Origin of the sequence: Pseudomonas sp. R3-57 (assembly GCF_051132065.1) — a bacterium.
Classification (GTDB): Bacteria; Pseudomonadota; Gammaproteobacteria; order Pseudomonadales; family Pseudomonadaceae; genus Aquipseudomonas.
Genome location: NZ_CP071655.1, coordinates 5,231,296 through 5,254,570, shown reverse-complemented (window position 1 = coordinate 5,254,570; position 23,275 = coordinate 5,231,296). Strand labels below are relative to the sequence as shown.

The window sequence follows — 23,275 nt, the reverse complement described above, 5'->3', positions numbered from 1 at the left end:
AGCAGCCTTACAGACCCGGTGGTGAATGGCTGACGCCGGATCACGGGCCGGCGTCGGTTATTGCTGTATTGCTTGTAGGCTTAATGCACCAGCATGCCGGTGAACCAGTAGGCCTGAGCCAAGGTGATCAAACCGACGATCGTTGCAAAGAATAGGCTGTGCTTGAGGGTGAAGCGGAACAGATCCGATTCCTTGCCCACCAGCCCGGTCGCGGCGCAGGCCACGGCGATCGATTGCGGCGAGATCATTTTGCCGGTCACGCCGCCGCTGGTATTGGCGGCTACCAGCAAGGTGTCGTTGACGCCGATCTGGTGCGCGGTGGTCGCTTGCAGCGAACTGAACAGCGCGTTGGACGAGGTATCGGAGCCGGTGAGGAACACGCCCAGCCAGCCAAGGAATGGCGAGAAGAACGGGAATGCGGCGCCGGTACCGGCCAGTACCAGAGCCATGGTCGACGACATGCCCGAGTAGTTGGTGACGAAGGCGAACGCCAGCACCATGCCGATCGACAGGATTGGCCAGCGCAGTTCGTAGAAGGTTTCTTTCAAAGTGGTCAGACCAGTTTTGAAATTGATCTTCAGCACCAGCATCGAAATCAGCGCAGAGAAGAAAATTGCTGTGCCGGTCGCAGAAATCGGGTCGAGTTTGAATACCGCTGGAATGGCCGTTGGATTGGCCACGATCGGCGCAGTCTTGATCACCAGTTGATCAAGGTGCGGAATCGCGAAGTTGAATACCCAGCTGTACATCGAGCCGCCCGCAGCAAACATCGCTTTGAAAGGCTTCAGCGTCCAGATCGTAACCAGCACGGTGAGAATCAGGAACGGCGACCACGCCTTGAAAATTTCCCCGAGGCTGTAAGGCGAAGCCACGGTGGTGCGCTTCTGACCGAAACCGCCCACGCTGGCGCTCACCACCGACGCGGACACGGCGCCGGCGATGTGTTGCCCGGCGGCGCGTTTTGGCTGCCAGATTTTCAGGAACAGGGTCAGGGAAATCAGACTGGCCAAGGCCGAAGTGATGTCCGGCAGTTCCGGGCCGATGAAGTTCGACGTGAAATACTGCGTGACGGCGAAGCTCAAGCCTGCAACCAGCGCGGCCGGCCAGGTTTCACGCACGCCGCGCAGGCCGTCCATCATGAACACCAGCCAGAACGGCACGAACAGCGACAGCAGCGGCAGTTGGCGACCGGTCATGGCGCCGATCTTGAAAGCGTCGATGCCGGTGACCTGGCCGGCGACGATGATCGGAATCCCCAGCGCACCAAAGGCAACCGGTGCAGTGTTGGCAATCAGGCACAGGCCGGCGGCGTACAAGGGATTGAAACCCAGGCCCACCAACAACGCAGCGGTGATCGCCACGGGTGCGCCGAAACCGGCCGCGCCTTCGAGGAATGCACCGAAGCAGAAGCCGATCAGCAGCACTTGCAGGCGCTGGTCGTCAGTGATCGACAGCACCGAACTGCGGATGACCTCGAACTGACCGCTTTTTACCGTCAATTTGTAGAGGAACACCGCCGCGACGATGATCCAGGCAATCGGCCACAGGCCGTAGGCAAAGCCATACCCGGCCGCGGCGAACGCCATGTCGACCGGCATCTGGAAGGCGAAGATCGCCACGGCAATCGACAGTGCCAGCGTGATGCTGCCCGCGACATGGCCCTTGAGGCGAAACACCGCCAGGGCGAGAAAGAAGAACACGATGGGAATGACGGCCGCGAGTGCGGAGACGCCGAGACTGCCGAGCGGGCTGTAGAGCTGTTGCCAGGTTTGCATAGTGGGGTGGCCCCTAATTGTTGTTGGTCAGGCACTGTCAGCGTTCTTGGTTAATTGGTAAGACCAATTTACAATCGCTGTTGGCTAGGGTAAAAGCCTTGATATCGGTGTGTCAATTTGTCGCCCTAAAACTTTTGTCGAACATGCGGTGCAGATCGCATCTGCTCCGCTTTCGGCAAGTGGCGTCGGCCAGGTGCCGGCAGAGCGCCGATAGGCCAGAATAGAGAGCCCGGCGAGCGGTCGGGATCGTGGAGAAATGAGTTATGGGGTTTGATCAGATACGTTCGCGCCGTTTGTCTGACGACATTGTCGAGCGGCTCGAGGGGATGATTCTCGAAGGCACGCTGAAGTCCGGCGAGCGGCTGCCGGCGGAACGCACGCTGGCTGAGCAATTCGGCGTATCACGTCCGTCGCTGCGCGAGGCGATCCAGAAACTCGCGGCCAAGGGCTTGCTGGTCAGCCGTCAGGGCGGCGGCAATTATGTGGTCGAAAGCCTGGGGTCGACGTTCAGCGATCCGCTGTTGCAACTGCTCGAAAGCAACCCCGAGGCGCAGCGGGATCTGCTGGAGTTTCGCCACACTCTGGAGGCATCGTGCGCCTATTACGCCGCATTGCGCGCCACCGATGTGGATCGCGAGCGCCTGACTGCCGCGTTCGAAGAACTGCAGGACTGCTATTCGCGCCACGAAGAAGTCAGTCGGGCGGAGGAGGGTGCCGCCGATGCGAAATTCCATCTGGCAATTGCCGAGGCCAGCCACAACGCGGTGTTGCTGCACACCATTCGCGGGCTGTTCGATCTGCTCAAGCGCAACGTCGTGACCAACATCGGCGGCATGTACAAGCAGCGCACGGAGACCCGCGACATGCTGATCACTCAGCATCGGGAATTGTATCTGGCGATTATCGAGGGGCGTGCGGAGCAGGCGCGGGAAGTGTCCAGTCGCCACATTCTGTATGTGCAGGAAGTGCTGGAAGAGGTTCGGCAGGAAGTTCAGCGGATGGCGCGGGCGGAGCGGCGCAAGGGGATGTAGTTAATTCTGCAAGCGATCGTTCCCACGCACTGCGTGGGAATGCATCCCGTGACGCTCCGCGTCACAATGCGGACGCAGAGCGTCCATTGCTGCATTCCCACGCAGTGCGTGGGAACGATCAACGATCAGGGTGGAAATTAGTCTTCCTTGCCCTTGTTGCGCACCGCGCGCTGCAATTCGCGGCCGGCATCGCGTTCGCGCTCGGTGTCACGCTTGTCGTATTCCTTCTTGCCCTTGCCCAGAGCGATCTCGCACTTGACCATGTGCTTGCTCCAGTACCAGGACAGGCAGACGCAGGCGTAACCCTTTTGCTGCACGGCGGCGGCGAGCTTGTCCAGCTCGCGGCGGTTGAGCAGCAGCTTGCGCGTGCGCACCGGGTCGGCGATGACGTGGGTGCTTGCGGTCATCAGCGGCGTGATGTGGCTGCCGAGCAACCACGCTTCGCCATCCTTGAGCAGCACGTAGCTGTCGACCAGCTGTAGCTTGCTCGCCCGCAGACTTTTTACTTCCCAGCCGGCCAGGACCAGACCAGCCTCGAACTTGTGCTCGATGAAGTAATCGTGTCGCGCCTTTTTGTTTTGCGCGATGGTCCCTGTTGGGTGTTTCTTCTGTTTAGCCATAGGGGCGGCATTATATGGAGTTGTTCGGCTGTCGGCTACGGTGATGCTGCGTGCTTGAGCAGGTTGAGTGAATCCCGGACAATGCGGCCTCTTTTTCTAACGCTTGGGCGTGATAAACGATGTCGACAGACAAGGTTTCTGTCCACGGCAGTTGGGCTAGCCGCTGGGTATTCATACTCGCCGCGACCGGTTCGGCCGTGGGACTGGGTAGTATCTGGAAATTCCCCTACATGGTCGGGGTCTACGGCGGCGGCGCCTTTGTGCTGATGTTTCTGGCCTGCATCGCGCTGATCGGCGTGCCGGTGATGCTCGCTGAAACCCTGATGGGCCGGCGCGCCCGGCAAAGTCCGGCGAACGCTCTAAAGGTGCTGGCGCTGGAAGCCGGGCACTCGCCCAAGTGGTCGTGGGGCGCCTTCGCCGGGATGATCACGGCGTTGCTGATCCTGTCTTTCTATAGTGTGGTCGGCGGCTGGTCGCTGGACTACATCGTTGACATGGGTCGCGGCGACTTCCAGGGCGCGACACCTGATCAGGTCGGCGCGTATTTCGGCAATGTCATCGCCGATCCATGGCGCCTGACACTTTGGCACACGATTTTCATGCTGCTCTCGGCGTTCGTCATTGCCAGAGGCGTGGTTGCCGGCCTGGAACGCAGCCTGCGGATCATGATGCCGCTGTTGTTCGTGATGATTCTGGTGCTGCTGGGCTACAGCATGACCACCGGGCATTTCATGGAGGGCGTGCACTTCATGTTCGACTTCCATCCGGAGAAGGTCCTTGATGGCTTGCTGCCGGCGATGGGCCACGCGTTCTTCTCGCTGAGCGTCGGTGTCGGTTCGATCATGATCTACGGCGCCTACATGCCGAAGAACACCTCGCTGTCGCGTACCGTTGTCGGTGTCGCGTTGCTCGATACATTCGTGTCGCTGGTCGCCGGTCTGGCGTTGTTTCCGATTGTGTTTGCGGCCGGCCTGAACCCGAGTGAGGGGCCGGGGCTGATGTTCGTCAGCCTGCCATTTGCCTTTGGTAACGTGGTTTTCGGCCAGTTGATGGGCGTGGTATTTTTTGTGCTGGTTGCGGTGGCGGCGTGGAGTTCGGCGATTTCGCTGCTTGAGCCGATGGTCGCTTACCTGGTCGAACGCACGAAAATCACTCGCGCCTGGGTCACTTTCTGGCTGGCCTTTACCTGCTGGTTCGTCGGTCTGGGCACGGTGTTTTCCTTCAATATCTGGAAGGAAGCCAAGTTTTTCGTGAACGAAGGCGGAATGTTCAGCCTCTACCAATGGGGCGCGAAGAGCGGTCTGGATTTCTTCGGCGTGATCGATTTCTTCACCTCGCGGATCATGTTGCCCGTCGGTGGCTTGTGTTTCGTGTTGTTCGCCGGATGGGTGATGGGGCGTGAGGCGGTGCGCGACGAGTTGTCGATCCGCAACCCGGCACTGTTTGCCCTATCCCTGTTCTTGATGCGCTACGTGGCGCCTATCGGCATTCTTGTAGTATTTGCCGCTCAGCTCTGGAAGTAACGCTTACATGACGACACATATTCAACGATCCGCGCTGCTGCCTTACCCGGCGCAGTTTCTCTACGACCTGGTCAATGACGTGGCGCGGTATCCGGAATTCCTGCCGTGGTGTTCGGCTGCAGAGGTGCTGGAGAGCTCGCCGGAACACATGCGCGCCAGTGTCGGCGTGGCCAAGGGCGGCCTCAGCCAGCATTTCGTGACGCGCAATACCTTGGTCCCGGGGCAGTCGATCGAAATGAATCTGGAAGAAGGGCCTTTCAATCAGTTGCACGGCGTCTGGGTGTTCAAGGCGCTGAACGAAAAGGCCTGCAAGATCAGCCTCGACCTTTCGTTCGATTACGCCGGGCCGCTGGTGCGTGCCACGTTGGGCCCTTTGTTCAATCAGGCGGCCAATCAGCTGGTAGATGCGTTCTGTCAGCGCGCCAAACAGATGCATGGTCAGCCCGGTGCTTGAGATAGAAGTGGTGTACGCCGCGGTTGATCGTCAGGTGCTGCGTACGGTCAATGTGCCGGAAAGCATGACGGTTCGTGCGGCGGTGCAGGCGTCGGGAATCGCCGCCGACTTTCCTGAGCTCAAGCTGGATGAGTGCCCGTTGGGTATCTTCGGTAAAACGGTCGCGGACACGCGTGTGATTCAGGCGGGTGATCGCATCGAGATCTACCGGCCGTTGCTTGCCGATCCGAAGGAAGTGCGACGTTTGCGAGCAGCAAAAGCGGCAGAGGCCAAGGCCCGAAGTCTTTGAGGTGAACAAAACGCAGGCAATAAAAAACCCGGAATGTCCGGGTTTTTTATTGCCTCGCAAAATTATTGCGGCGAGGTGTCCAGCGGTTCTGGCGTTGGCACCGGAACGGTTTCTACGCCATCGACATCTTTCTGGATCTGATCCAGCAAGGAGCCTGGCTTGGCTGGTTTTTCAGCTTCTGGCTTCTCGGCGTTTTCAGCGGGCGCGGTGACGGTAGTGCCACTGTCCTTGCCGAGAATGGCTTCGTCACGACTCACGCCCGGCATAAAGTCACCGGACAAGCTGACAAGCTGGTCGTTGGAGTTGAAAATAACGCTGATGCGTTCCTGTTGGCGTTCACCGCCACCCGGTTGCAGGCTGTACAGATAATCCCAGCGATCGGCATGGAACGTGTCGGCAAGCAGAGGGTTGCCCATGATAAACCGTACTTGCGGCCGGGTCATTCCCGGGCGTAACTGGTCTATCATGTCCTGCGTGACGACATTGCCCTGCTGGATGTCGATTTTGTAAACCCCGGGGAATGAACAACCGGCGAGTGCGAGCAGTCCCACAAAGGTGAAACTGGTTAGCAAGAGCTTGGTGTTTTGCATCGGTGGGCGACTTCCACTATCTTGGCTGGGACAACGTAAACGCCGATCATACCCGCATTAAGAGAAGCTGCGAAGCAGCATCGCGAGAAAGCTGACCATGGTTGAAAATAGCGAACTACGCAAAGCCGGCCTCAAAGTGACCCTGCCACGGGTCAAGATCCTGCAAATGCTCGACTCCACCGAGCAGCGCCACATGAGTGCCGAGGACGTCTACAAGGCGTTGATGGAAGCTGGCGAGGACGTCGGTCTGGCCACGGTTTACCGTGTCCTGACCCAGTTCGAAGCGGCCGGCCTCGTGGTCCGCCACAACTTCGACGGCGGCCACGCGGTCTTCGAACTGGCTGACGGTGGCCACCACGACCATATGGTCAACGTGGAATCGGGTGAAGTCATCGAATTCTTCGACGAAGAAATCGAAAAACTTCAGAAATCGATCGTCGAGAAGCATGGCTTCGAGATGGTTGATCACAACCTGGTGTTGTACGTACGCAAGAAAAAGTAAGCATGTCGCGCGAATTTCACATTCGCGAAACGAACGAAGGCGACCCAAGGGTCGCCTTCGTGCTTTCTGCTGCGGGTCAGGCCTTGGCCGTTACCACCATTTTTTTCGCATGGGCCAAGGATTCCTTGGTCAGATCGATGCCGCCGAGCATGCGTGCGACTTCTTCGATACGTTCGTTCTTGCTCAGCTTCGCGACAGCGGTGTGAGTGGCTTTTTCATCGCGGACCTTGTGCACAAATAGATGCTGATGCCCTTGCGCGGCCACTTGCGGCAAGTGCGTCACGGTCAGCACCTGGCCACGCTCGCCTAGACGTCGCAACAACTGGCCGACAATTTCCGCCGTTGGCCCGCCAATACCGACGTCCACTTCGTCGAACACCAGCGTCGGCACGCGTGACGTCTGCGCTGTGATCACCTGAATCGCCAGGCTGATCCGTGACAGCTCACCACCAGAGGCTACTTTCGCCAGGGCTTTCAACGGTTGACCGGGGTTGGCGCTGACCAGCAATTCAACCTGCTCCAGCCCGTTGGGTTGCAGTTCGTCGCCACTGTTGGCTTTCAATTCGATGGTAAAGCGACCGCCGGGCATGCCCAGGCGCTGAATTTCCTGTTCCACCGCGCTGGCGAGGCTGCCGGCTGCCTGATGGCGAAGGTCGCTCAGCTCGCGTGCTTTCTCCTGATAATGACGGGCATACGAGGCCAGCTCTTCACCCAGGCGCTCGATGGATTCGTCATTGGCATTCAGTGTTTCGATTTCATCCAGCAGTTTCTGCTGCATTTCGCCGACTTCGGTGGGCTGAATGCGGTGCTTGCGCGCCAGTGTGTAGATGGCGTCGAGACGTTCTTCCAGATATTGCAGGCGCGCCGGGTCGGCATCGAAATTGTCGAGGAAGCGGTTGAGCTCACCGACGGCTTCTTCGACCTGGATCTGTGCACTGGTCAGCAGGCTGCTGGCTTCGCCCAGCGCGCCGGCGGAATGGTTGACGCTCGACAGGCGATTGAGGCTGGCGGTCAGCGCATTCAGCACATTGCCCGAATCGCTTTCGCTGCACTGTTCGACCACCTGGCGACAAATGCCCAGCAAGGTTTCGGCATTGGTCAGGTTCTTGTGTTCCTGCTCCAGTTGCTCCAGTTCGTTCTCGCCGAGGCCGAGATTTTCCAGTTCTTCGAGTTGGTAGCTGAGCAGCTGATGACGTGCGCGTTGTTCGTCGCCGGAGTTGGACAAGCGCTCCAGTTCCTGACGAGTCTGGCGCCAGCGCTGGGCGGCAAGCTGCACCTGACGGGCCAGATCGGTGGCGCCGGCGTACTCATCCAGCAAGCGGCGGTGGGTATCGGTTTTCAGCAGCGACTGGTGTTCATGCTGGCTGTGGATATCGATCAGCAGTTCGCCAAGCGACTTGAGGTCGCCAAGTGGGCAGGGCGTGCCATTGATATAGCCGCGCGAGCGACCTTCGGAGGTGATGACCCGACGCAGAATGCACGGGCCGTCGATGTCCAGATCGCGCTCGGCCAGCCAGGCGCTGGCTTCCGGGATGTCGGCCAGATCGAACGTCGCCAGGATATCGGCCTTGTCGGCGCCCGGGCGCACTACGCCGCTGTCGGCGCGATCGCCCAGGGTCAGGCCCAGCGCGTCGAGCATGATCGACTTGCCGGCGCCGGTTTCCCCTGTGATCACGCTCATCCCGCGATCGAGTTCGAGATCGAGATGTTCAACGATGGCGTAGTTGTGTACGGACAGGTGCACCAGCATAAAGGCCGCTCCCAAGCTTGAGGTCTGGTTATTTATACAGTGTTTTGTTCGGGCCTGACAATGCCCCCGCTTAGCTCGATTCGCTTGGTCAAAAAACTTTCTTAGCGCATTCGAGAATGACTAATCAGCACTTTTTTGTAGGGACAATCGAATCCAGCCCTTGAAGCCTGATTTTGCGGCCCCATATATCGGGGCAGAAGCGCGAGTCAGGCTCGCGGACGAAATTGAAAGGAGAATTCTATGGCTGACGAATCGACAGTAGATCCGCAAAACCCAGAAGCCAATCAGGCGCCCGAAGGTTCGGGTGACGACCTGGCGACCCGTGTACAAGTGCTCGAAGAGCAATTGGCCGCCGCGCAGGATCAGTCTCTGCGTGTTGCTGCCGATCTGCAGAACGTCCGTCGCCGTGCCGAACAGGACGTCGAGAAGGCGCACAAGTTTGCCCTGGAAAAATTCGCTGGCGACCTGCTGCCTATCGTTGACAGCCTGGAGCGAGGCCTCGAACTGTCGAGCCCGGACGACGAAAGCATCCGCCCGATGCGCGAAGGCATTGAGCTGACGCTGAAGATGTTCCACGACACCCTCAAGCGTTATCAGCTGGAAGCGATTGATCCGCATGGCGAACCGTTCAACGCCGTTCAGCATCAGGCCATGGCCATGCAGGAAAGTGCTGACGTCGAACCGAACAGCGTGCTGAAGGTGTTCCAGAAAGGCTACCAGCTCAACGGTCGCCTGTTGCGCCCGGCCATGGTTGTGGTCAGCAAGGCGCCAGCGCCAGTTTCGCCTTCTATTGACGAGCAGGCTTGAAATTAGCCGCAAGGCCCCCATTTAGAAGTCAAGCGTTTAAGTATTACCGCAGTCAGCCACCACTGCTGCGGCAAAAAAATCAAAGTTTCGGGAGAGTGAACATGGGCAAAATTATCGGTATCGACCTGGGGACTACCAACTCCTGCGTCTCCGTGCTGGAAAACGGCAAGGCTAAAGTTATTGAAAACGCTGAAGGCGCGCGTACCACGCCGTCGATCATCGCTTACGCCAACGATGGCGAGATTCTGGTAGGTCAGTCGGCCAAGCGTCAGGCTGTGACCAACCCGCACAACACCCTGTACGCAGTAAAGCGTCTGATCGGTCGTCGTTTCGACGAAGAAGTTGTGCAGAAAGACATCCAGATGGTCCCTTACAAGATCGTCAAGGCTGACAACAATGACGCCTGGGTTGAAGTGAACGGCCAGAAAATGGCGCCGCCACAGATCTCGGCTGAAATCCTGAAAAAGATGAAGAAGACTGCCGAAGACTACCTCGGCGAAGCAGTGACCGAAGCGGTGATCACCGTTCCGGCTTACTTCAACGACAGTCAGCGTCAGGCGACCAAAGACGCCGGCCGCATCGCCGGTCTGGACGTTAAACGTATCATCAACGAACCGACCGCAGCCGCTCTGGCTTACGGTATGGACAAGGCCAAGGGCGATCACACCGTGATCGTTTATGACCTGGGTGGCGGTACTTTCGACGTTTCCGTGATTGAGATCGCTGAAGTCGACGGCGAGCACCAGTTCGAAGTGTTGGCCACCAACGGCGACACGTTCCTGGGTGGTGAAGACTTCGACATTCGTCTGATCGACTACCTCGTTGATGAATTCAAGAAAGAAAGCGGCATGAACCTCAAAGGTGACCCGCTGGCCATGCAGCGCCTGAAAGAAGCCGCTGAGAAAGCCAAGATCGAGCTGTCGTCCGCTCAGTCGACCGACGTCAATCTGCCGTACATCACTGCAGACGCCACCGGTCCTAAGCACCTGAACGTGAAGATTTCGCGTGCCAAGCTCGAAGCACTGGTTGAAGACCTGGTTCAGCGCACCATCGAACCTTGCCGTATCGCCATGAAAGACGCCGGTATCGACGTTGGCGCGATCAACGACGTGATTCTGGTCGGTGGTCAGACCCGTATGCCGCTGGTGCAGAAGCTGGTAACCGATTTCTTCGGTAAAGAAGCTCGCAAAGACGTCAATCCGGACGAAGCTGTTGCAATGGGTGCTGCAATCCAGGGCGCGGTTCTGGCCGGTGACGTTAAAGACGTTCTGCTGCTCGACGTCAGCCCGCTGACCCTGGGTATCGAAACCATGGGTGGCGTGATGACCGCGCTGATCGAGAAAAACACCACGATTCCTACCAAGAAATCGCAAGTGTTCTCGACTGCCGACGACAACCAGGGCGCTGTGACCATTCATGTTCTGCAGGGCGAGCGCAAGCAAGCCGCACAGAACAAGTCGCTGGGCAAGTTCGACCTGGCCGACATTCCACCTGCTCCACGTGGCGTGCCGCAGATCGAAGTAACCTTCGACATCGATGCCAACGGCATCCTGCACGTAGGTGCGAAAGACAAGGCCACCGGCAAGACTCAGTCGATCGTGATCAAGGCCAACTCCGGTCTGTCCGACGAAGAAATCGAGCGCATGGTGCGTGACGCCGAGGCGAATGCCGAGGAAGACCGCAAGTTCGAAGAGCTGGCCGCTGCCCGTAACCAGGGCGACGCACTGGTTCACTCGACTCGCAAGATGGTCGCTGACGCCGGTGACAAGGTGACTGCCGAAGAGAAGACTGCCATCGAAGCTGCCGTGGTTGCCCTCGAAGCCGCTGTTAAAGGCGACGACAAGGCTGCCATCGAAGCCAAGGTTGAAGAGCTGTCGAAAGTCTCCGCTCCGGTTGCGCAGAAGATGTACGCCGAACAGGCTCAGCCAGCTGATGGCGCAGCCCCGCAAGGCGAGTCGGCCGAGAAGGCTGATGATGTTGTCGATGCAGAGTTCGAAGAAGTAAAAGACCAGAAGTAAGTTGTTGGTCGTCCGGTTGACTGCCTTGCGGCGGTGACTGGTAGGATGTCGCCGCGCGGGAGCTTGCTCCCGCGTTGGCGTATCTGGAATACGCGAATTTTTACAGCATGCGACAACGCTCGGATGCTGCCGGTATGGCTGAAGATGCTCCTGCTTTTCATGCCGCAAATACCGAATGAATCAAGACCAGGATCGTTGAATTGACGTGAGTTGGGTCCGGGCCTTTATGGGGGCTCAACGAGTTTGGCGAGGCTCAGGAGGGGTTTGCCGAACGTCCTTAAGAGTGCAAAGAACTTATGGCAAAGCGTGACTATTACGAAGTATTGGGTGTCGAGCGAGGCACGAGCGAAGCGGACCTGAAGAAGGCCTATCGCCGCCTGGCAATGAAGCACCACCCTGACCGTAATCCGGGCGACAAGGCTTCGGAAGAGGCGTTCAAAGAAGCCAACGAGGCTTACGAAGTGTTGTCCGACGCCAGCAAGCGCGCGGCCTACGACCAGTACGGTCATGCCGGCGTCGACCCAAGCATGGGCGGTGGCGGTGCCGGCTTCGGCGGGCAGAACTTCTCCGATATTTTCGGCGACGTCTTCAGCGACTTCTTCGGCGGCGGTCGCGGCGGTTCCCGTGGTGGCGCTCAGCGTGGCAGCGACTTGCGCTACACCCTGGAGCTGAATCTGGAAGAAGCGGTGCGCGGTACCTCGGTGAATATCCGTGTGCCGACGCTGGTCAACTGCAAGCCGTGCGATGGTTCGGGTGCGAAGAAAGGCTCGTCGCCATCGACCTGCCCGACCTGTGGCGGTATCGGTCAGGTGCGCATGCAGCAGGGCTTTTTCTCGGTGCAGCAAACCTGCCCGCGCTGCCATGGTCAGGGCAAGATCATTTCCGATCCGTGCGATTCGTGCCACGGTGACGGTCGCGTTGAAGAATACAAAACCCTGTCGGTCAAAGTGCCGGCCGGCGTCGATACCGGCGATCGCATTCGTCTGTCCGGCGAAGGCGAGGCGGGTACGCAGGGTGGTCCGACGGGCGATCTGTACGTGGTCATCAATGTCCGCGAACACGACATCTTCCAGCGTGACGGCAAGCACCTGTTCTGTGAGGTGCCGATCAGCTTTGTCGACGCAGCGCTGGGCGGCGAGCTGGAAATTCCGACCCTCGACGGTCGGGTCAAGCTGAAAATCCCTGAAGGCACCCAGACCGGCAAGCAGTTCCGTGTGCGCGGCAAGGGTGTGGCGCCGGTGCGTGGCGGTGGTGCAGGCGACTTGATGTGCCGCGTTGCGGTCGAGACGCCAGTCAACCTGAACCGTCGTCAGCGTGAGCTGCTGGAAGAGTTCCGCAGTTCGCTGGCCGACGACAACAGCCATTCGCCAAAAACCACCGGTTGGTTCGACGGTGTGAAGCGTTTCTTCGGCGATCTGTAAGGAGTCGGCATGCGACGTATAGCTGTGATGGGCGCTGCTGGGCGCATGGGCAAGATTCTGGTCGAAGCCGTGCAACAGCGCGCGCCGCTGACCGGTCTGACGGCCGCGGTGGTGCGTCCCGGCAGTACGCTGATCGGTGTCGACGCCGGTGAGCTGGCTTCGCTGGGGCGCATCGGTGTGCCGTTGTCCGGGCATATCGAGGCCGTCGCGGAAGAGTTCGATGTACTGATCGATTTCACGCTGCCGGAAGTGATGCTGAAAAATCTGGCGTTCTGCCGCAAGGCCGGCAAAGCCATGGTCATCGGCACCACCGGGCTGGATGCAGCGCAGAAGCAGTTGCTGGTCGAGGCGGGCAAGGACATTCCGATCGTCTTCGCGGCCAACTTCAGCGTCGGCGTCAATCTGTCGCTGAAGCTGCTCGACATGGCGGCACGTGTCTTGGGCGATGAAGCGGACATCGAAATCATCGAAGCGCATCACCGGCACAAGATCGATGCGCCGTCGGGCACCGCACTGCGCATGGGCGAAGTGATCGCCAGTGCGCTGGATCGTGATCTGCAGAAAGTTGCGGTCTACGGTCGCGAAGGTCACACCGGCGCCCGTGAGCGTGAAACCATCGGCTTCGCCACCGTGCGCGGTGGTGATGTGGTGGGTGATCACACCGTGCTGTTTGCCTGCGAGGGCGAGCGTCTGGAGATCACGCACAAGGCATCGAGCCGTATGACTTTCGCCAAGGGTGCGGTGCGCGCCGCGCTGTGGCTGGATGGTCGTGAGCCGGGTCTTTATGATATGCAGGACGTGCTCGAGCTGCGTTGATGCAGTGCTGAACCGGTGCAAACGCCCTGTTTGCGCCGGTTTTTCTCCGCTTGGCGACGACCTGTCGCATTCTCCGGCCTTTAGGGCTCTTTAGCGGTGGACCAAAAAAGCCTTTTTCTGTAAGCTACAGCTTTAGTGTGTCCACTAAAAGCGCGCAGAATAATTCAGTGAAGAAGCGGGGTGACGTGTCCATACGTCACTCCGCTTTTTTACAACCTGCGATCGCCCTTTCATGCGTTATTTACGGGAGGTCTTCTTGACTAAGCCAGCCATACTTGCCCTTGCTGATGGCAGCATTTTTCGCGGCGAAGCCATTGGAGCCGACGGTCAGACCGTTGGTGAGGTGGTGTTCAACACCGCAATGACCGGCTATCAGGAAATCCTTACCGATCCTTCCTACGCCCAACAGATCGTTACCCTGACTTACCCGCACATCGGCAACACCGGCACCACGCCGGAAGACGCCGAGTCCGACCGCGTATGGTCCGCTGGCCTGGTCATCCGTGACCTGCCACTGGTAGCGAGCAACTGGCGTAACACGATGTCGCTGTCCGATTACCTGAAAGCCAACAACGTCGTGGCGATCGCCGGTATCGACACCCGTCGCCTGACCCGCATCCTGCGTGAAAAGGGCGCGCAGAACGGCTGCATCATGGCCGGTGACAACATCTCCGAAGAAGCCGCCATCGCCGCTGCGCAAGGCTTCCCGGGCCTGAAGGGCATGGACCTGGCAAAGGTCGTCAGCACCAAGACCCAATACGAATGGCGCTCGACGGTCTGGGATCTGAAAACCGACAGCCACGCGACCATCGACGCTTCCGAGCTGCCGTATCACGTGGTGGCCTTTGACTACGGCGTCAAGGTCAACATCCTGCGCATGCTGGTCGAGCGTGGCTGCCGCGTCACCGTTGTGCCTGCCCAGACCCCGGCTGCCGATGTCCTGGCGCTGAAGCCGGACGGCGTGTTCCTGTCCAACGGCCCGGGTGATCCGGAGCCATGCGACTACGCGATCCAGGCGATCAAGGACGTGCTGGAAACCGAAATTCCGGTCTTCGGCATCTGCCTCGGTCACCAGCTGCTGGCTCTGGCCTCCGGCGCCAAGACCGTGAAAATGGGCCACGGCCACCACGGTGCCAACCACCCGGTGCAGGATCTGGACAACGGCGTTGTGATGATCACCAGCCAGAACCACGGTTTTGCGGTCGACGAAGCCACCCTGCCGGGCAACGTGCGCGCGATCCACAAATCGCTGTTCGACGGCACCCTGCAAGGCATCGAGCGCACCGACAAGAGCGCGTTCAGCTTCCAGGGCCACCCTGAAGCGAGCCCGGGCCCGAACGACGTCGCGCCACTGTTCGACCGCTTCATCAACGAGATGGCCAAGCGACGCTAAGCGTTCGCCTTGAGACTGTAGAGAGAAGCCCTCGAGGGCGGCCCCGGCACCGGTGGCCCCTTCGGGACTTCAGAAATCGATCAAGACGGCTTGCCGACTGACCTGCGGATTTGAGTGACAACCCATGCCAAAACGTACAGACATTAAAAGCATCCTGATTCTCGGCGCTGGCCCGATCGTTATCGGCCAGGCCTGCGAATTCGACTACTCCGGCGCCCAGGCCTGCAAAGCCCTGCGCGAAGAGGGTTACCGTGTCATCCTGGTGAACTCCAACCCGGCCACGATCATGACCGACCCGGACATGGCCGACGCCACTTACATTGAGCCGATCAAGTGGCAGACCGTTGCCAAGATCATCGAGAAAGAACGTCCGGACGCCGTCCTGCCAACCATGGGCGGCCAGACCGCTCTGAACTGCGCACTGGACCTGGAGCGCGAAGGCGTTCTGGAGAAGTTCGGCGTGGAAATGATCGGCGCCAACGCCGACACCATCGACAAGGCTGAAGACCGTTCGCGTTTCGACAAGGCGATGAAATCCATCGGCCTGGCGTGCCCGCGCTCCGGCATCGCGCACAGCATGGAAGAAGCCAACGCCGTCCTCGAGACGCTGGGCTTCCCGTGCATCATCCGTCCGTCCTTCACCATGGGCGGCACCGGTGGTGGTATCGCATACAACCGTGAAGAATTCGAAGAAATCTGCGCCCGTGGTCTGGACCTGTCGCCGACCAAAGAGCTGCTGATCGACGAATCGCTGATCGGCTGGAAAGAATACGAAATGGAAGTTGTCCGCGACAAAAAGGACAACTGCATCATCGTCTGCTCAATCGAAAACTTCGACCCGATGGGCGTGCACACCGGCGACTCGATCACCGTTGCGCCGGCACAGACGCTGACCGACAAGGAATACCAGATCCTGCGTAACGCCTCGCTGGCGGTACTGCGCGAGATCGGCGTTGAAACCGGCGGTTCCAACGTGCAGTTCGGTATCTGCCCGAACACTGGCCGTATGGTCGTGATCGAGATGAACCCGCGGGTATCGCGTTCCTCGGCGCTGGCTTCGAAAGCCACCGGTTTCCCGATCGCCAAAGTCGCGGCCAAACTGGCTGTGGGTTACACCCTCGACGAACTGTCGAACGACATCACCGGCGGCAAGACCCCGGCGTCCTTCGAACCGTCGATCGACTACGTCGTGACCAAGCTGCCACGCTTCGCCTTCGAGAAATTCGCCAAGGCTGACGCACGCCTGACCACTCAGATGAAGTCGGTGGGTGAAGTCATGGCCATCGGTCGGACGTTCCAGGAATCCCTGCAGAAAGCCCTGCGCGGTCTGGAAGTCGGCGTTTGCGGTCTGGACGAGAAGCTCGACCTGAGCAACCCGGAAAGCATGAGCGTGCTCAAGCGCGAGCTGACCGTGCCGGGCGCCGAGCGTATCTGGTACGTGGCTGACGCGTTCCGCGCCGGTCTGTCGGTCGAAGACATCTTCGGCATGAACATGATCGACCCATGGTTCCTGGTGCAGATCGAAGACCTGATCAAGGACGAAGAGAAGGTCAAGACCCTTGGTCTGTCTTCGATCGACCGCGACCTCATGTTCAAGCTCAAGCGCAAAGGCTTCTCCGATCAGCGTCTGGCCAAGCTGCTGGGTGTGACCGAGAAGAACCTGCGCACGCACCGTCAGAAACTCGAAGTGTTCCCGGTCTACAAGCGCGTCGACACCTGCGCCGCCGAGTTCGCCACCGACACCGCTTACCTCTACTCGACGTACGAAGAAGAGTGCGAAGCCGCGCCGTCCGGGCGCGACAAGATCATGATTCTGGGCGGCGGTCCGAACCGTATCGGCCAGGGCATCGAGTTCGACTACTGCTGCGTTCACGCCGCTCTCGCTCTGCGCGAAGACGGCTACGAAACCATCATGGTCAACTGCAACCCGGAAACCGTTTCCACCGACTACGACACCTCCGACCGTCTGTACTTCGAACCAGTGACTCTGGAAGACGTGCTGGAAATCTGCCGCGTCGAGAAGCCGAAAGGTGTGATCGTCCAGTACGGCGGCCAGACCCCGCTGAAACTGGCTCGCGCGCTGGAAGCCGCTGGCGTGCCGATTATCGGCACCAGCCCTGACGCCATCGACCGCGCCGAAGACCGCGAGCGCTTCCAGCAAATGGTTGAGCGCCTGAACCTGCGTCAGCCACCGAACGCCACCGTGCGCAGTGAAGACGAAGCTGTTCGCGCTGCCGCGAAAATCGGTTACCCGTTGGTTGTGCGTCCGTCCTACGTACTGGGCGGCCGTGCGATGGAGATCGTCTACAAGGAAGACGAGCTCAAGCGCTACCTGCGTGACGCGGTGCAAGTGTCGAACGACAGCCCGGTGCTGCTCGACCACTTCCTCAACTGCGCCATTGAAATGGACGTGGACGCGGTCTGCGACGGCAAAGACGTAGTAATCGGCGCGATCATGCAGCACATCGAACAGGCGGGCGTTCACTCCGGTGACTCCGCGTGCTCGCTGCCGCCGTACTCGCTGCCGGCGCACATCCAGGACGAGATGCGCGAACAGGTCAAGAAAATGGCTCTGGAACTGGGCGTTGTCGGCCTGATGAACGTGCAATTGGCCTTGCAGGGCGAAGACATCTACGTCATCGAAGTCAACCCGCGCGCTTCGCGTACCGTGCCGTTCGTGTCCAAGTGCATCGGTGTTTCCCTGGCGATGATCGCTGCGCGCGTGATGGCCGGTAAGACTCTGAAAGAGATCGGCTTCACCAAGGAAATCATTCCGAACTTCTACAGCGTGAAAGAGGCGGTATTCCCGTTCGCCAAATTCCCTGGCGTTGACCCGATCCTCGGCCCAGAGATGAAGTCGACCGGTGAAGTGATGGGCGTCGGCGACACCTTCGGTGAAGCGTTCGCCAAGGCTCAGATGGGCGCCAGCGAAGTGCTGCCGACCGGCGGTACTGCGTTCATCAGCGTACGTGACGACGACAAGCCACTGGTTGCAGGCGTGGCCCGTGATCTGATCAACTTGGGTTTCGAAGTGGTTGCCACTGCCGGCACTGCCAAGCTGATCGAAGCCGCAGGCCTGAAAGTGCGCCGCGTAAACAAGGTGACCGAGGGTCGTCCGCACGTGGTCGACATGATCAAGAATGACGAAGTCACGCTGATCATCAACACCACCGAGGGTCGTCAGTCGATCGCCGATTCGTACTCCATTCGTCGCAATGCCCTGCAGCACAAGATCTACTGCACCACCACCATTGCTGCGGGCGAAGCGATCTGCGAAGCGCTGAAATTCGGTCCGGAAAAGACCGTGCGTCGCTTGCAGGATCTACACGCAGGATTGAAGGCATGAGCATAACCAAGTACCCAATGACTGTTCAGGGCGCTCGCGCCCTGGAAGAAGAACACGCTCACCTGACCAAGGTCGTCCGTCCGAAGCTCAGCCAGGACATCGGTACGGCCCGCGAGTTGGGTGACTTGAAGGAAAATGCTGAATACCATGCTGCCCGCGAGCAGCAGGGCATGGTCGAGGCGCGAATTCGCGACATCGAAGGCCGGATTCAGAATCAGGTCGTCATTGATGTCACCACCATCCCGCACACGGGCAAGGTGATTTTCGGCACGACCGTAGACATCGCCAATGTCGAGACGGATGAAAGCGTCACTTACCAGATCGTGGGTGAGGATGAAGCTGACTTCAAACTCGGCAAGATTTCGGTCGGCTCGCCGTTGGCCCGTGCCTTGATTGGCAAGGAAGAGGGTGACGTAGTCGCCGTCAAAACGCCAAGCGGCGTGATCGAGTACGAGATTGTCGAAGTTCGTCACATCTGAAAGAAGGCGCCCGCTGCATGCGGGCGCCATGCTCTGGCAGCTGGCCCAGATGCTGTGGGTCGGCGGGCTATGGTTGATTCATCTCGGTTTGCAGCCGGCGTTGGGCCAGATTGGCCTGGCGCCGCTGCTGATCGACGAAGTCGCCAGCGCCTTTGAAGTGCTGGTCGTGGGTTTCGCTGCAGTCTGCGTGATCTTTCAGGCTTTGGTGCTGTACAGGCCGAGGGCCCTGGCAGTCTATGGCGGGATTTTCGCGGACAGGTGCTGATGATGGCGTTATACGCGTGTGCGATGTATGTCGCCGTGCGTGTTGGCTGGCCGGATGCGCAGCGCTGGCAGGTGTTCAGTTATCTGGTGCTGGGGTTTTCCGGGCTGGTGCTGGTCATGCAGCCGGTGCCGGGCTGGAGTGGCAGGGTGCGCGAAGCACACCCTTGACCCTTGTCATCACTTGAAACGATGAACGTTCGACAGCTGCTTGTTGACGCTGAAGTTCTTGCGATACACCAGTGCCATCTTGCCGATGACCTGTACCAGGTCCGCTTTGCCGACCTTGCACAGTTCTGCGATGTGCGCCAGGCGCGACTCGCGATCGAGGATGTTGAGCTTGATCTTGATCAGCTCGTGATCCGCCAGGGCGCGTTCGAGTTCGGCTAGCACACCTTCAGTCAGACCGTTGTCAGCCACAGTCAGAACTGGTTTCAGATGGTGGCCAATGGATTTGTACTGTTTCTTCTGCTCTGGAGTGAGCGGCATAATCTGACCCTTTCGTCTGGATTCTGTAAAATGGCGGCCATTTTACCCGAGGGTTCGTGGATCCGCCCAACTAATCACGACCCTTATTATCGAGGTGCCCAATGGCGCGTTCCAAGACAAGCCTTGGTTGGCTGAAAAGACATGTCAACGATCCTTATGTGAAGCAGGCGCAGAAGGATGGCTACCGCTCGCGTGCGAGTTACAAGCTTCTGGAAATCCAGGAGAAATACAAACTGATCCGTCCGGGCATGAGCGTTGTCGACCTGGGCGCGGCGCCCGGTGGCTGGTCGCAGGTCACCAGTCGACTGATCGGTGGTCAGGGGCGTTTGATCGCCTCGGACATCCTCGAAATGGACAGCATTCCAGACGTCACCTTCATTCATGGGGACTTTACCGAGGACTCAGTGCTCGGCCGAATCCTCGAGGCTGTCGGTAATTCGCAGGTGGACCTTGTGATTTCCGATATGGCCCCCAATATGAGTGGTACGCCTGAAGTGGATATGCCCAAGGCCATGTTCCTGTGCGAGCTGGCACTGGACCTGGCGGAACGGATACTCAAGCCTGGTGGCAATTTCGTCATCAAGATTTTTCAGGGCGAAGGTTTCGACGTTTACTTGAAGGATGCTCGTCGCAAATTCGACAAGATCCAGATGATCAAGCCGGATTCTTCGCGTGGCAGCTCCCGCGAGCAATATATGCTGGCTTGGGGCTACCGTGGCAACGGCGAATAAATGTGGTTTTTCAGCGGGGCGATAGCTTTTTCATATTTTGCCCCGCGTGCATAAACGAATATTGTGTGGAAAGTGTTTCACAAAGGGTTACAGACGGCGCCTGCCAGAGTTGTAGGTAATGTAGTAAGTTAGGCCGGTGAATATCATGCGAAGCGCGCGCCAGTAGCGGAGCTTGCTTCAGAGGGTAGTTAATTGAACGATATGGCAAAGAATCTGATCCTGTGGTTGATCATCGCGGCTGTCCTGGTGACGGTGATGAACAACTTCTCCAGCCCTAACGAGCCGCAGACCCTCAACTATTCCGACTTCATCCAGCAGGTCAAGGATGGCAAGGTCGAGCGCGTCGCCGTTGATGGTTATGTGATTACCGGCAAGCGCACCGATGGCGACAGCTTCAAGACTATTCGTCCGGCCATTCAGGACAATGGCCTGATCGGCGATCTGGTCGACAACCATGTCGTGGTTGAAGGCAAGCAGCCTGAGCAGCAAAGCATCTGGACTCAACTGCTGGTAGCCAGCTTCCCGATCCTGGTGATCATCGCGGTGTTCATGTTCTTCATGCGCCAGATGCAGGGCGGTGCCGGTGGCAAGGGCGGGCCGATGAGCTTTGGCAAGAGCAAGGCGCGCCTGCTCTCCGAAGATCAGGTGAAAACCACATTGGCTGACGTCGCCGGTTGCGACGAAGCCAAGGAAGAAGTCGGCGAGCTCGTCGAGTTCCTGCGTGATCCGGGCAAATTCCAGCGTCTGGGCGGCCGCATTCCTCGTGGCGTGCTGATGGTCGGTCCTCCGGGTACCGGTAAAACCTTGCTGGCCAAGGCGATTGCCGGCGAAGCCAAGGTGCCGTTCTTCACCATTTCCGGTTCTGACTTCGTCGAGATGTTTGTCGGTGTCGGTGCCAGCCGTGTTCGTGACATGTTCGAGCAGGCCAAGAAGCACGCCCCGTGCATCATCTTCATCGACGAAATCGACGCCGTTGGTCGCCACCGTGGCGCCGGCATGGGCGGTGGTCACGACGAGCGTGAGCAGACTCTCAACCAGTTGCTGGTGGAGATGGATGGCTTCGAAATGAACGATGGCATCATTGTCATCGCTGCAACCAACCGTCCGGACGTACTCGACCCGGCACTGCTGCGTCCCGGCCGTTTCGACCGTCAAGTGGTGGTTGGCTTGCCAGACATCCGTGGTCGCGAGCAGATTCTCAAGGTCCACATGCGTAAAGTGCCAATGGGCGACGACGTTGCTCCAGCGGTGATCGCGCGTGGTACACCGGGCTTCTCCGGTGCCGACCTGGCCAACCTGGTCAACGAAGCCTCGCTGTTCGCTGCACGCAGCGGCAAGCGCATCGTCGAGATGAAAGAGTTCGAGCTGGCCAAAGACAAGATCATGATGGGCGCTGAGCGCAAATCGATGGTCATGTCCGAGAAGGAAAAACAGAACACCGCTTATCACGAAGCAGGCCACGCCATTGTTGGTCGGGTAGTGCCTGAGCATGATCCGGTCTACAAGGTCTCGATCATCCCGCGCGGTCGTGCGCTGGGTGTGACCATGTTCCTTCCGGAAGAAGATCGCTACAGCCTGTCCAAGCGTGCGCTGATCAGTCAGATCTGCTCGCTGTACGGTGGTCGTATTGCTGAAGAGATGACCCTTGGCTTCGACGGTGTCACCACCGGTGCCTCCAACGACATCATGCGTGCCAGTCAGATCGCACGGAACATGGTCACCAAGTGGGGCTTGTCGGAAAAACTTGGCCCGTTGATGTATGCAGAAGAGGAAGGCGAAGTGTTCCTCGGTCGCGGCGGCGGTGGTCAGGCAGCGAGCTTCTCGGGTGAGACTGCCAAGCTGATCGACTCCGAAGTGCGCAGCATCATCGATCACTGCTACGGCACTGCCAAGCAGATCCTGACCGACAATCGCGACAAGCTCGATGCGATGGCCGACGCGCTGATGAAGTACGAAACGATCGACGCTGAGCAGATCGACGACATCATGGCGGGGCGTACACCTCGCGAGCCGCGTGACTGGACAGGTGGCACAGGTACTCCGCCACCACCAGTTGTCCGTGACGAGCGTCCGGAAACACCGATTGGCGGTCCGGCTGCTGACGTTTAAGGCTTGAAATGACTTCTGTACAGTCCCTGACCCGGTTGCCTTGCGGCAACCGGGTTCTTGATTTGGCCCGGACACATGTCATGGGCATTCTCAATGTCACTCCCGATTCCTTTTCCGACGGCGGCCAATACAGCCAGCTGGACGCTGCATTGCGTCACGCTGAAGCCATGGTGGCTGCCGGCGCGACGCTGATCGATGTCGGTGGTGAGTCCACGCGCCCTGGGGCAAGAGCGGTGTCGCCGCTGGAAGAACTGGAGCGCGTAGCGCCGATCGTCGAGCTGATCAATCGAGAGCTCGATGTGATCATCTCGGTCGATACCTCGACGCCAGCGGTCATGCGCGAAACCGCGCGACTCGGCGCCGGCCTGATCAATGATGTCCGTTCGCTGCAGCGCGATGGTGCGCTGGATGCAGCGGCGGCTACCGGTTTGCCGGTGTGTCTGATGCACATGCTCGGCGAGCCTGGAAACATGCAGGACAACCCGCAGTACCAGGATGTCACACGCGAAGTCGGCGAGTTTCTTGCCGAGCGCATGGCGCAGTGTGCAGCCGCTGGCATTCCTGCCGAGCGGATCATTCTCGATCCCGGTTTCGGTTTCGCCAAAACCCTGCAGCACAATCTAAGCTTGTTCAAGCACATGGAAGCTCTGCATGCGTTGGGCAGGCCATTGCTTGTGGGTGTTTCGCGAAAGAGCATGATCGGCCAGGCCTTGAATCGCCCCGTGGGCGAGCGTCTTCATGGCGGTCTGGCCCTTGCTGCGCTGGCATCGGTAAAAGGTGCGTGTATATTGCGCGTCCATGATGTGGCGGAAACGGTAGACGTCGTGCGGATGATCGCGGCCGTAGAATCAGCCGAATAAGAATGATGGAG

At 59.1% G+C, this 23,275-nt stretch carries 20 protein-coding genes and 1 pseudogene; 16 read left to right on the top strand and 5 right to left on the bottom strand.

Annotation, left to right across the window (positions count from 1 at the left end; translation table 11 throughout):
* Positions 1-80: 80 nt before the first annotated feature.
* Complete coding sequence (locus J3P93_RS23700) at positions 81-1,775, bottom strand: lactate permease LctP family transporter (RefSeq protein WP_434592472.1); 1,695 nt, start codon at positions 1,773-1,775, stop codon at positions 81-83.
* A gap of 263 nt (positions 1,776-2,038) precedes the next feature.
* On the opposite strand from J3P93_RS23700, the gene J3P93_RS23695 reads away from it, so the two are divergent.
* Positions 2,039-2,806 carry an FCD domain-containing protein gene (locus J3P93_RS23695; protein WP_090281356.1) on the top strand — a complete coding sequence of 256 codons (768 nt, stop codon included), beginning with the start codon at positions 2,039-2,041 and terminating at the stop codon, positions 2,804-2,806.
* A gap of 137 nt (positions 2,807-2,943) precedes the next feature.
* Here J3P93_RS23695 and smpB read toward each other — a convergent pair whose 3' ends face one another.
* Entirely contained in the window at positions 2,944-3,426 is a 483-nt protein-coding gene (gene smpB / locus J3P93_RS23690; RefSeq protein ID WP_007953781.1) for an SsrA-binding protein SmpB, read from the bottom strand.
* 119 nt (positions 3,427-3,545) lie between these two features.
* Here smpB and J3P93_RS23685 point away from each other — a divergent pair, with 119 nt between their 5' ends.
* Genes J3P93_RS23685 through J3P93_RS23675 form a run of 3 tightly spaced genes read left to right on the top strand, consistent with a single transcriptional unit; the run spans position 3,546 to position 5,692 of the window.
* The gene (locus tag J3P93_RS23685; RefSeq protein ID WP_434592467.1) at positions 3,546-4,949 is read left to right on the top strand and encodes a sodium-dependent transporter; all 1,404 of its coding nucleotides are present in this window, start codon (positions 3,546-3,548) and stop codon (positions 4,947-4,949) included.
* A 7-nt stretch (positions 4,950-4,956) separates the two neighbouring features.
* Positions 4,957-5,403 (top strand): type II toxin-antitoxin system RatA family toxin, encoded by a 447-nt coding sequence (locus J3P93_RS23680; protein WP_394507535.1) that lies wholly within the window; start codon positions 4,957-4,959, stop codon positions 5,401-5,403.
* Entirely contained in the window at positions 5,384-5,692 is a 309-nt protein-coding gene (locus J3P93_RS23675; RefSeq protein ID WP_434592464.1) for an RnfH family protein, read from the top strand. Before J3P93_RS23680 ends, J3P93_RS23675 begins: the two co-directional genes overlap by 20 nt.
* Positions 5,693-5,754: 62 nt before the next feature.
* On the opposite strand, the gene J3P93_RS23670 is transcribed toward J3P93_RS23675, so the two are convergent.
* On the bottom strand, positions 5,755-6,282 hold the full coding sequence (locus tag J3P93_RS23670; RefSeq protein ID WP_090281698.1) for an outer membrane protein assembly factor BamE: 528 nt from the start codon (positions 6,280-6,282) through the stop codon (positions 5,755-5,757).
* Between the two features lie 97 nt (positions 6,283-6,379).
* Between J3P93_RS23670 and fur the strand changes: the two genes are divergently transcribed.
* Positions 6,380-6,784, top strand: coding sequence for a ferric iron uptake transcriptional regulator (gene fur, locus J3P93_RS23665; RefSeq protein WP_016771770.1), 405 nt, complete (start codon positions 6,380-6,382; stop codon positions 6,782-6,784).
* 76 nt (positions 6,785-6,860) lie between these two features.
* On the opposite strand, the gene recN is transcribed toward fur, so the two are convergent.
* On the bottom strand, positions 6,861-8,534 hold the full coding sequence (recN, locus tag J3P93_RS23660) for a DNA repair protein RecN (protein ID WP_206415525.1): 1,674 nt from the start codon (positions 8,532-8,534) through the stop codon (positions 6,861-6,863).
* Positions 8,535-8,774: 240 nt separating this feature from the next.
* Here recN and grpE point away from each other — a divergent pair, with 240 nt between their 5' ends.
* The 8 genes and pseudogenes from grpE (at position 8,775) to J3P93_RS23620 (ending at position 19,246) form a co-directional block, all read left to right on the top strand.
* Positions 8,775-9,341, top strand: coding sequence for a nucleotide exchange factor GrpE (gene grpE / locus J3P93_RS23655; protein ID WP_090281700.1), 567 nt, complete (start codon positions 8,775-8,777; stop codon positions 9,339-9,341).
* A 101-nt stretch (positions 9,342-9,442) separates the two neighbouring features.
* Positions 9,443-11,359 (top strand): molecular chaperone DnaK, encoded by a 1,917-nt coding sequence (gene dnaK, locus J3P93_RS23650; RefSeq protein WP_090281701.1) that lies wholly within the window; start codon positions 9,443-9,445, stop codon positions 11,357-11,359.
* A gap of 296 nt (positions 11,360-11,655) precedes the next feature.
* Complete coding sequence (dnaJ, locus tag J3P93_RS23645; RefSeq protein ID WP_090281702.1) at positions 11,656-12,780, top strand: molecular chaperone DnaJ; 1,125 nt, start codon at positions 11,656-11,658, stop codon at positions 12,778-12,780.
* A 9-nt stretch (positions 12,781-12,789) separates the two neighbouring features.
* Complete coding sequence (gene dapB / locus J3P93_RS23640) at positions 12,790-13,596, top strand: 4-hydroxy-tetrahydrodipicolinate reductase (RefSeq protein ID WP_090281703.1); 807 nt, start codon at positions 12,790-12,792, stop codon at positions 13,594-13,596.
* Between the two features lie 256 nt (positions 13,597-13,852).
* A complete protein-coding gene (gene carA, locus J3P93_RS23635; RefSeq protein WP_434592456.1) occupies positions 13,853-14,989 on the top strand; it encodes a glutamine-hydrolyzing carbamoyl-phosphate synthase small subunit in 1,137 nt (378 codons plus the stop codon).
* Between the two features lie 124 nt (positions 14,990-15,113).
* Positions 15,114-18,335: a carbamoyl-phosphate synthase large subunit gene (gene carB, locus J3P93_RS23630; RefSeq protein ID WP_039759558.1), complete on the top strand. Its 3,222-nt coding sequence runs from the start codon at positions 15,114-15,116 to the stop codon at positions 18,333-18,335.
* A gap of 2 nt (positions 18,336-18,337) precedes the next feature.
* Positions 18,338-18,814, top strand: coding sequence for a transcription elongation factor GreA (gene greA / locus J3P93_RS23625; RefSeq protein ID WP_090288417.1), 477 nt, complete (start codon positions 18,338-18,340; stop codon positions 18,812-18,814).
* A gap of 28 nt (positions 18,815-18,842) precedes the next feature.
* Positions 18,843-19,246 (top strand): annotated as a pseudogene (locus tag J3P93_RS23620) (MFS transporter).
* 9 nt (positions 19,247-19,255) lie between these two features.
* Here the strand turns inward: J3P93_RS23620 and J3P93_RS23615 are convergent.
* A complete protein-coding gene (locus tag J3P93_RS23615; protein ID WP_003221534.1) occupies positions 19,256-19,564 on the bottom strand; it encodes a YhbY family RNA-binding protein in 309 nt (102 codons plus the stop codon).
* Between the two features lie 101 nt (positions 19,565-19,665).
* Between J3P93_RS23615 and rlmE the strand changes: the two genes are divergently transcribed.
* The 3 genes from rlmE to folP all read left to right on the top strand — a co-directional run bounded on the left by rlmE (position 19,666) and on the right by folP (position 23,264).
* Positions 19,666-20,295 (top strand): 23S rRNA (uridine(2552)-2'-O)-methyltransferase RlmE, encoded by a 630-nt coding sequence (gene rlmE, locus J3P93_RS23610; protein ID WP_090281706.1) that lies wholly within the window; start codon positions 19,666-19,668, stop codon positions 20,293-20,295.
* Between the two features lie 201 nt (positions 20,296-20,496).
* Complete coding sequence (gene ftsH / locus J3P93_RS23605; protein WP_090281707.1) at positions 20,497-22,404, top strand: ATP-dependent zinc metalloprotease FtsH; 1,908 nt, start codon at positions 20,497-20,499, stop codon at positions 22,402-22,404.
* An 8-nt stretch (positions 22,405-22,412) separates the two neighbouring features.
* Positions 22,413-23,264 (top strand): dihydropteroate synthase, encoded by an 852-nt coding sequence (folP, locus tag J3P93_RS23600; RefSeq protein ID WP_206415522.1) that lies wholly within the window; start codon positions 22,413-22,415, stop codon positions 23,262-23,264.
* Positions 23,265-23,275 lie beyond the last annotated feature (11 nt).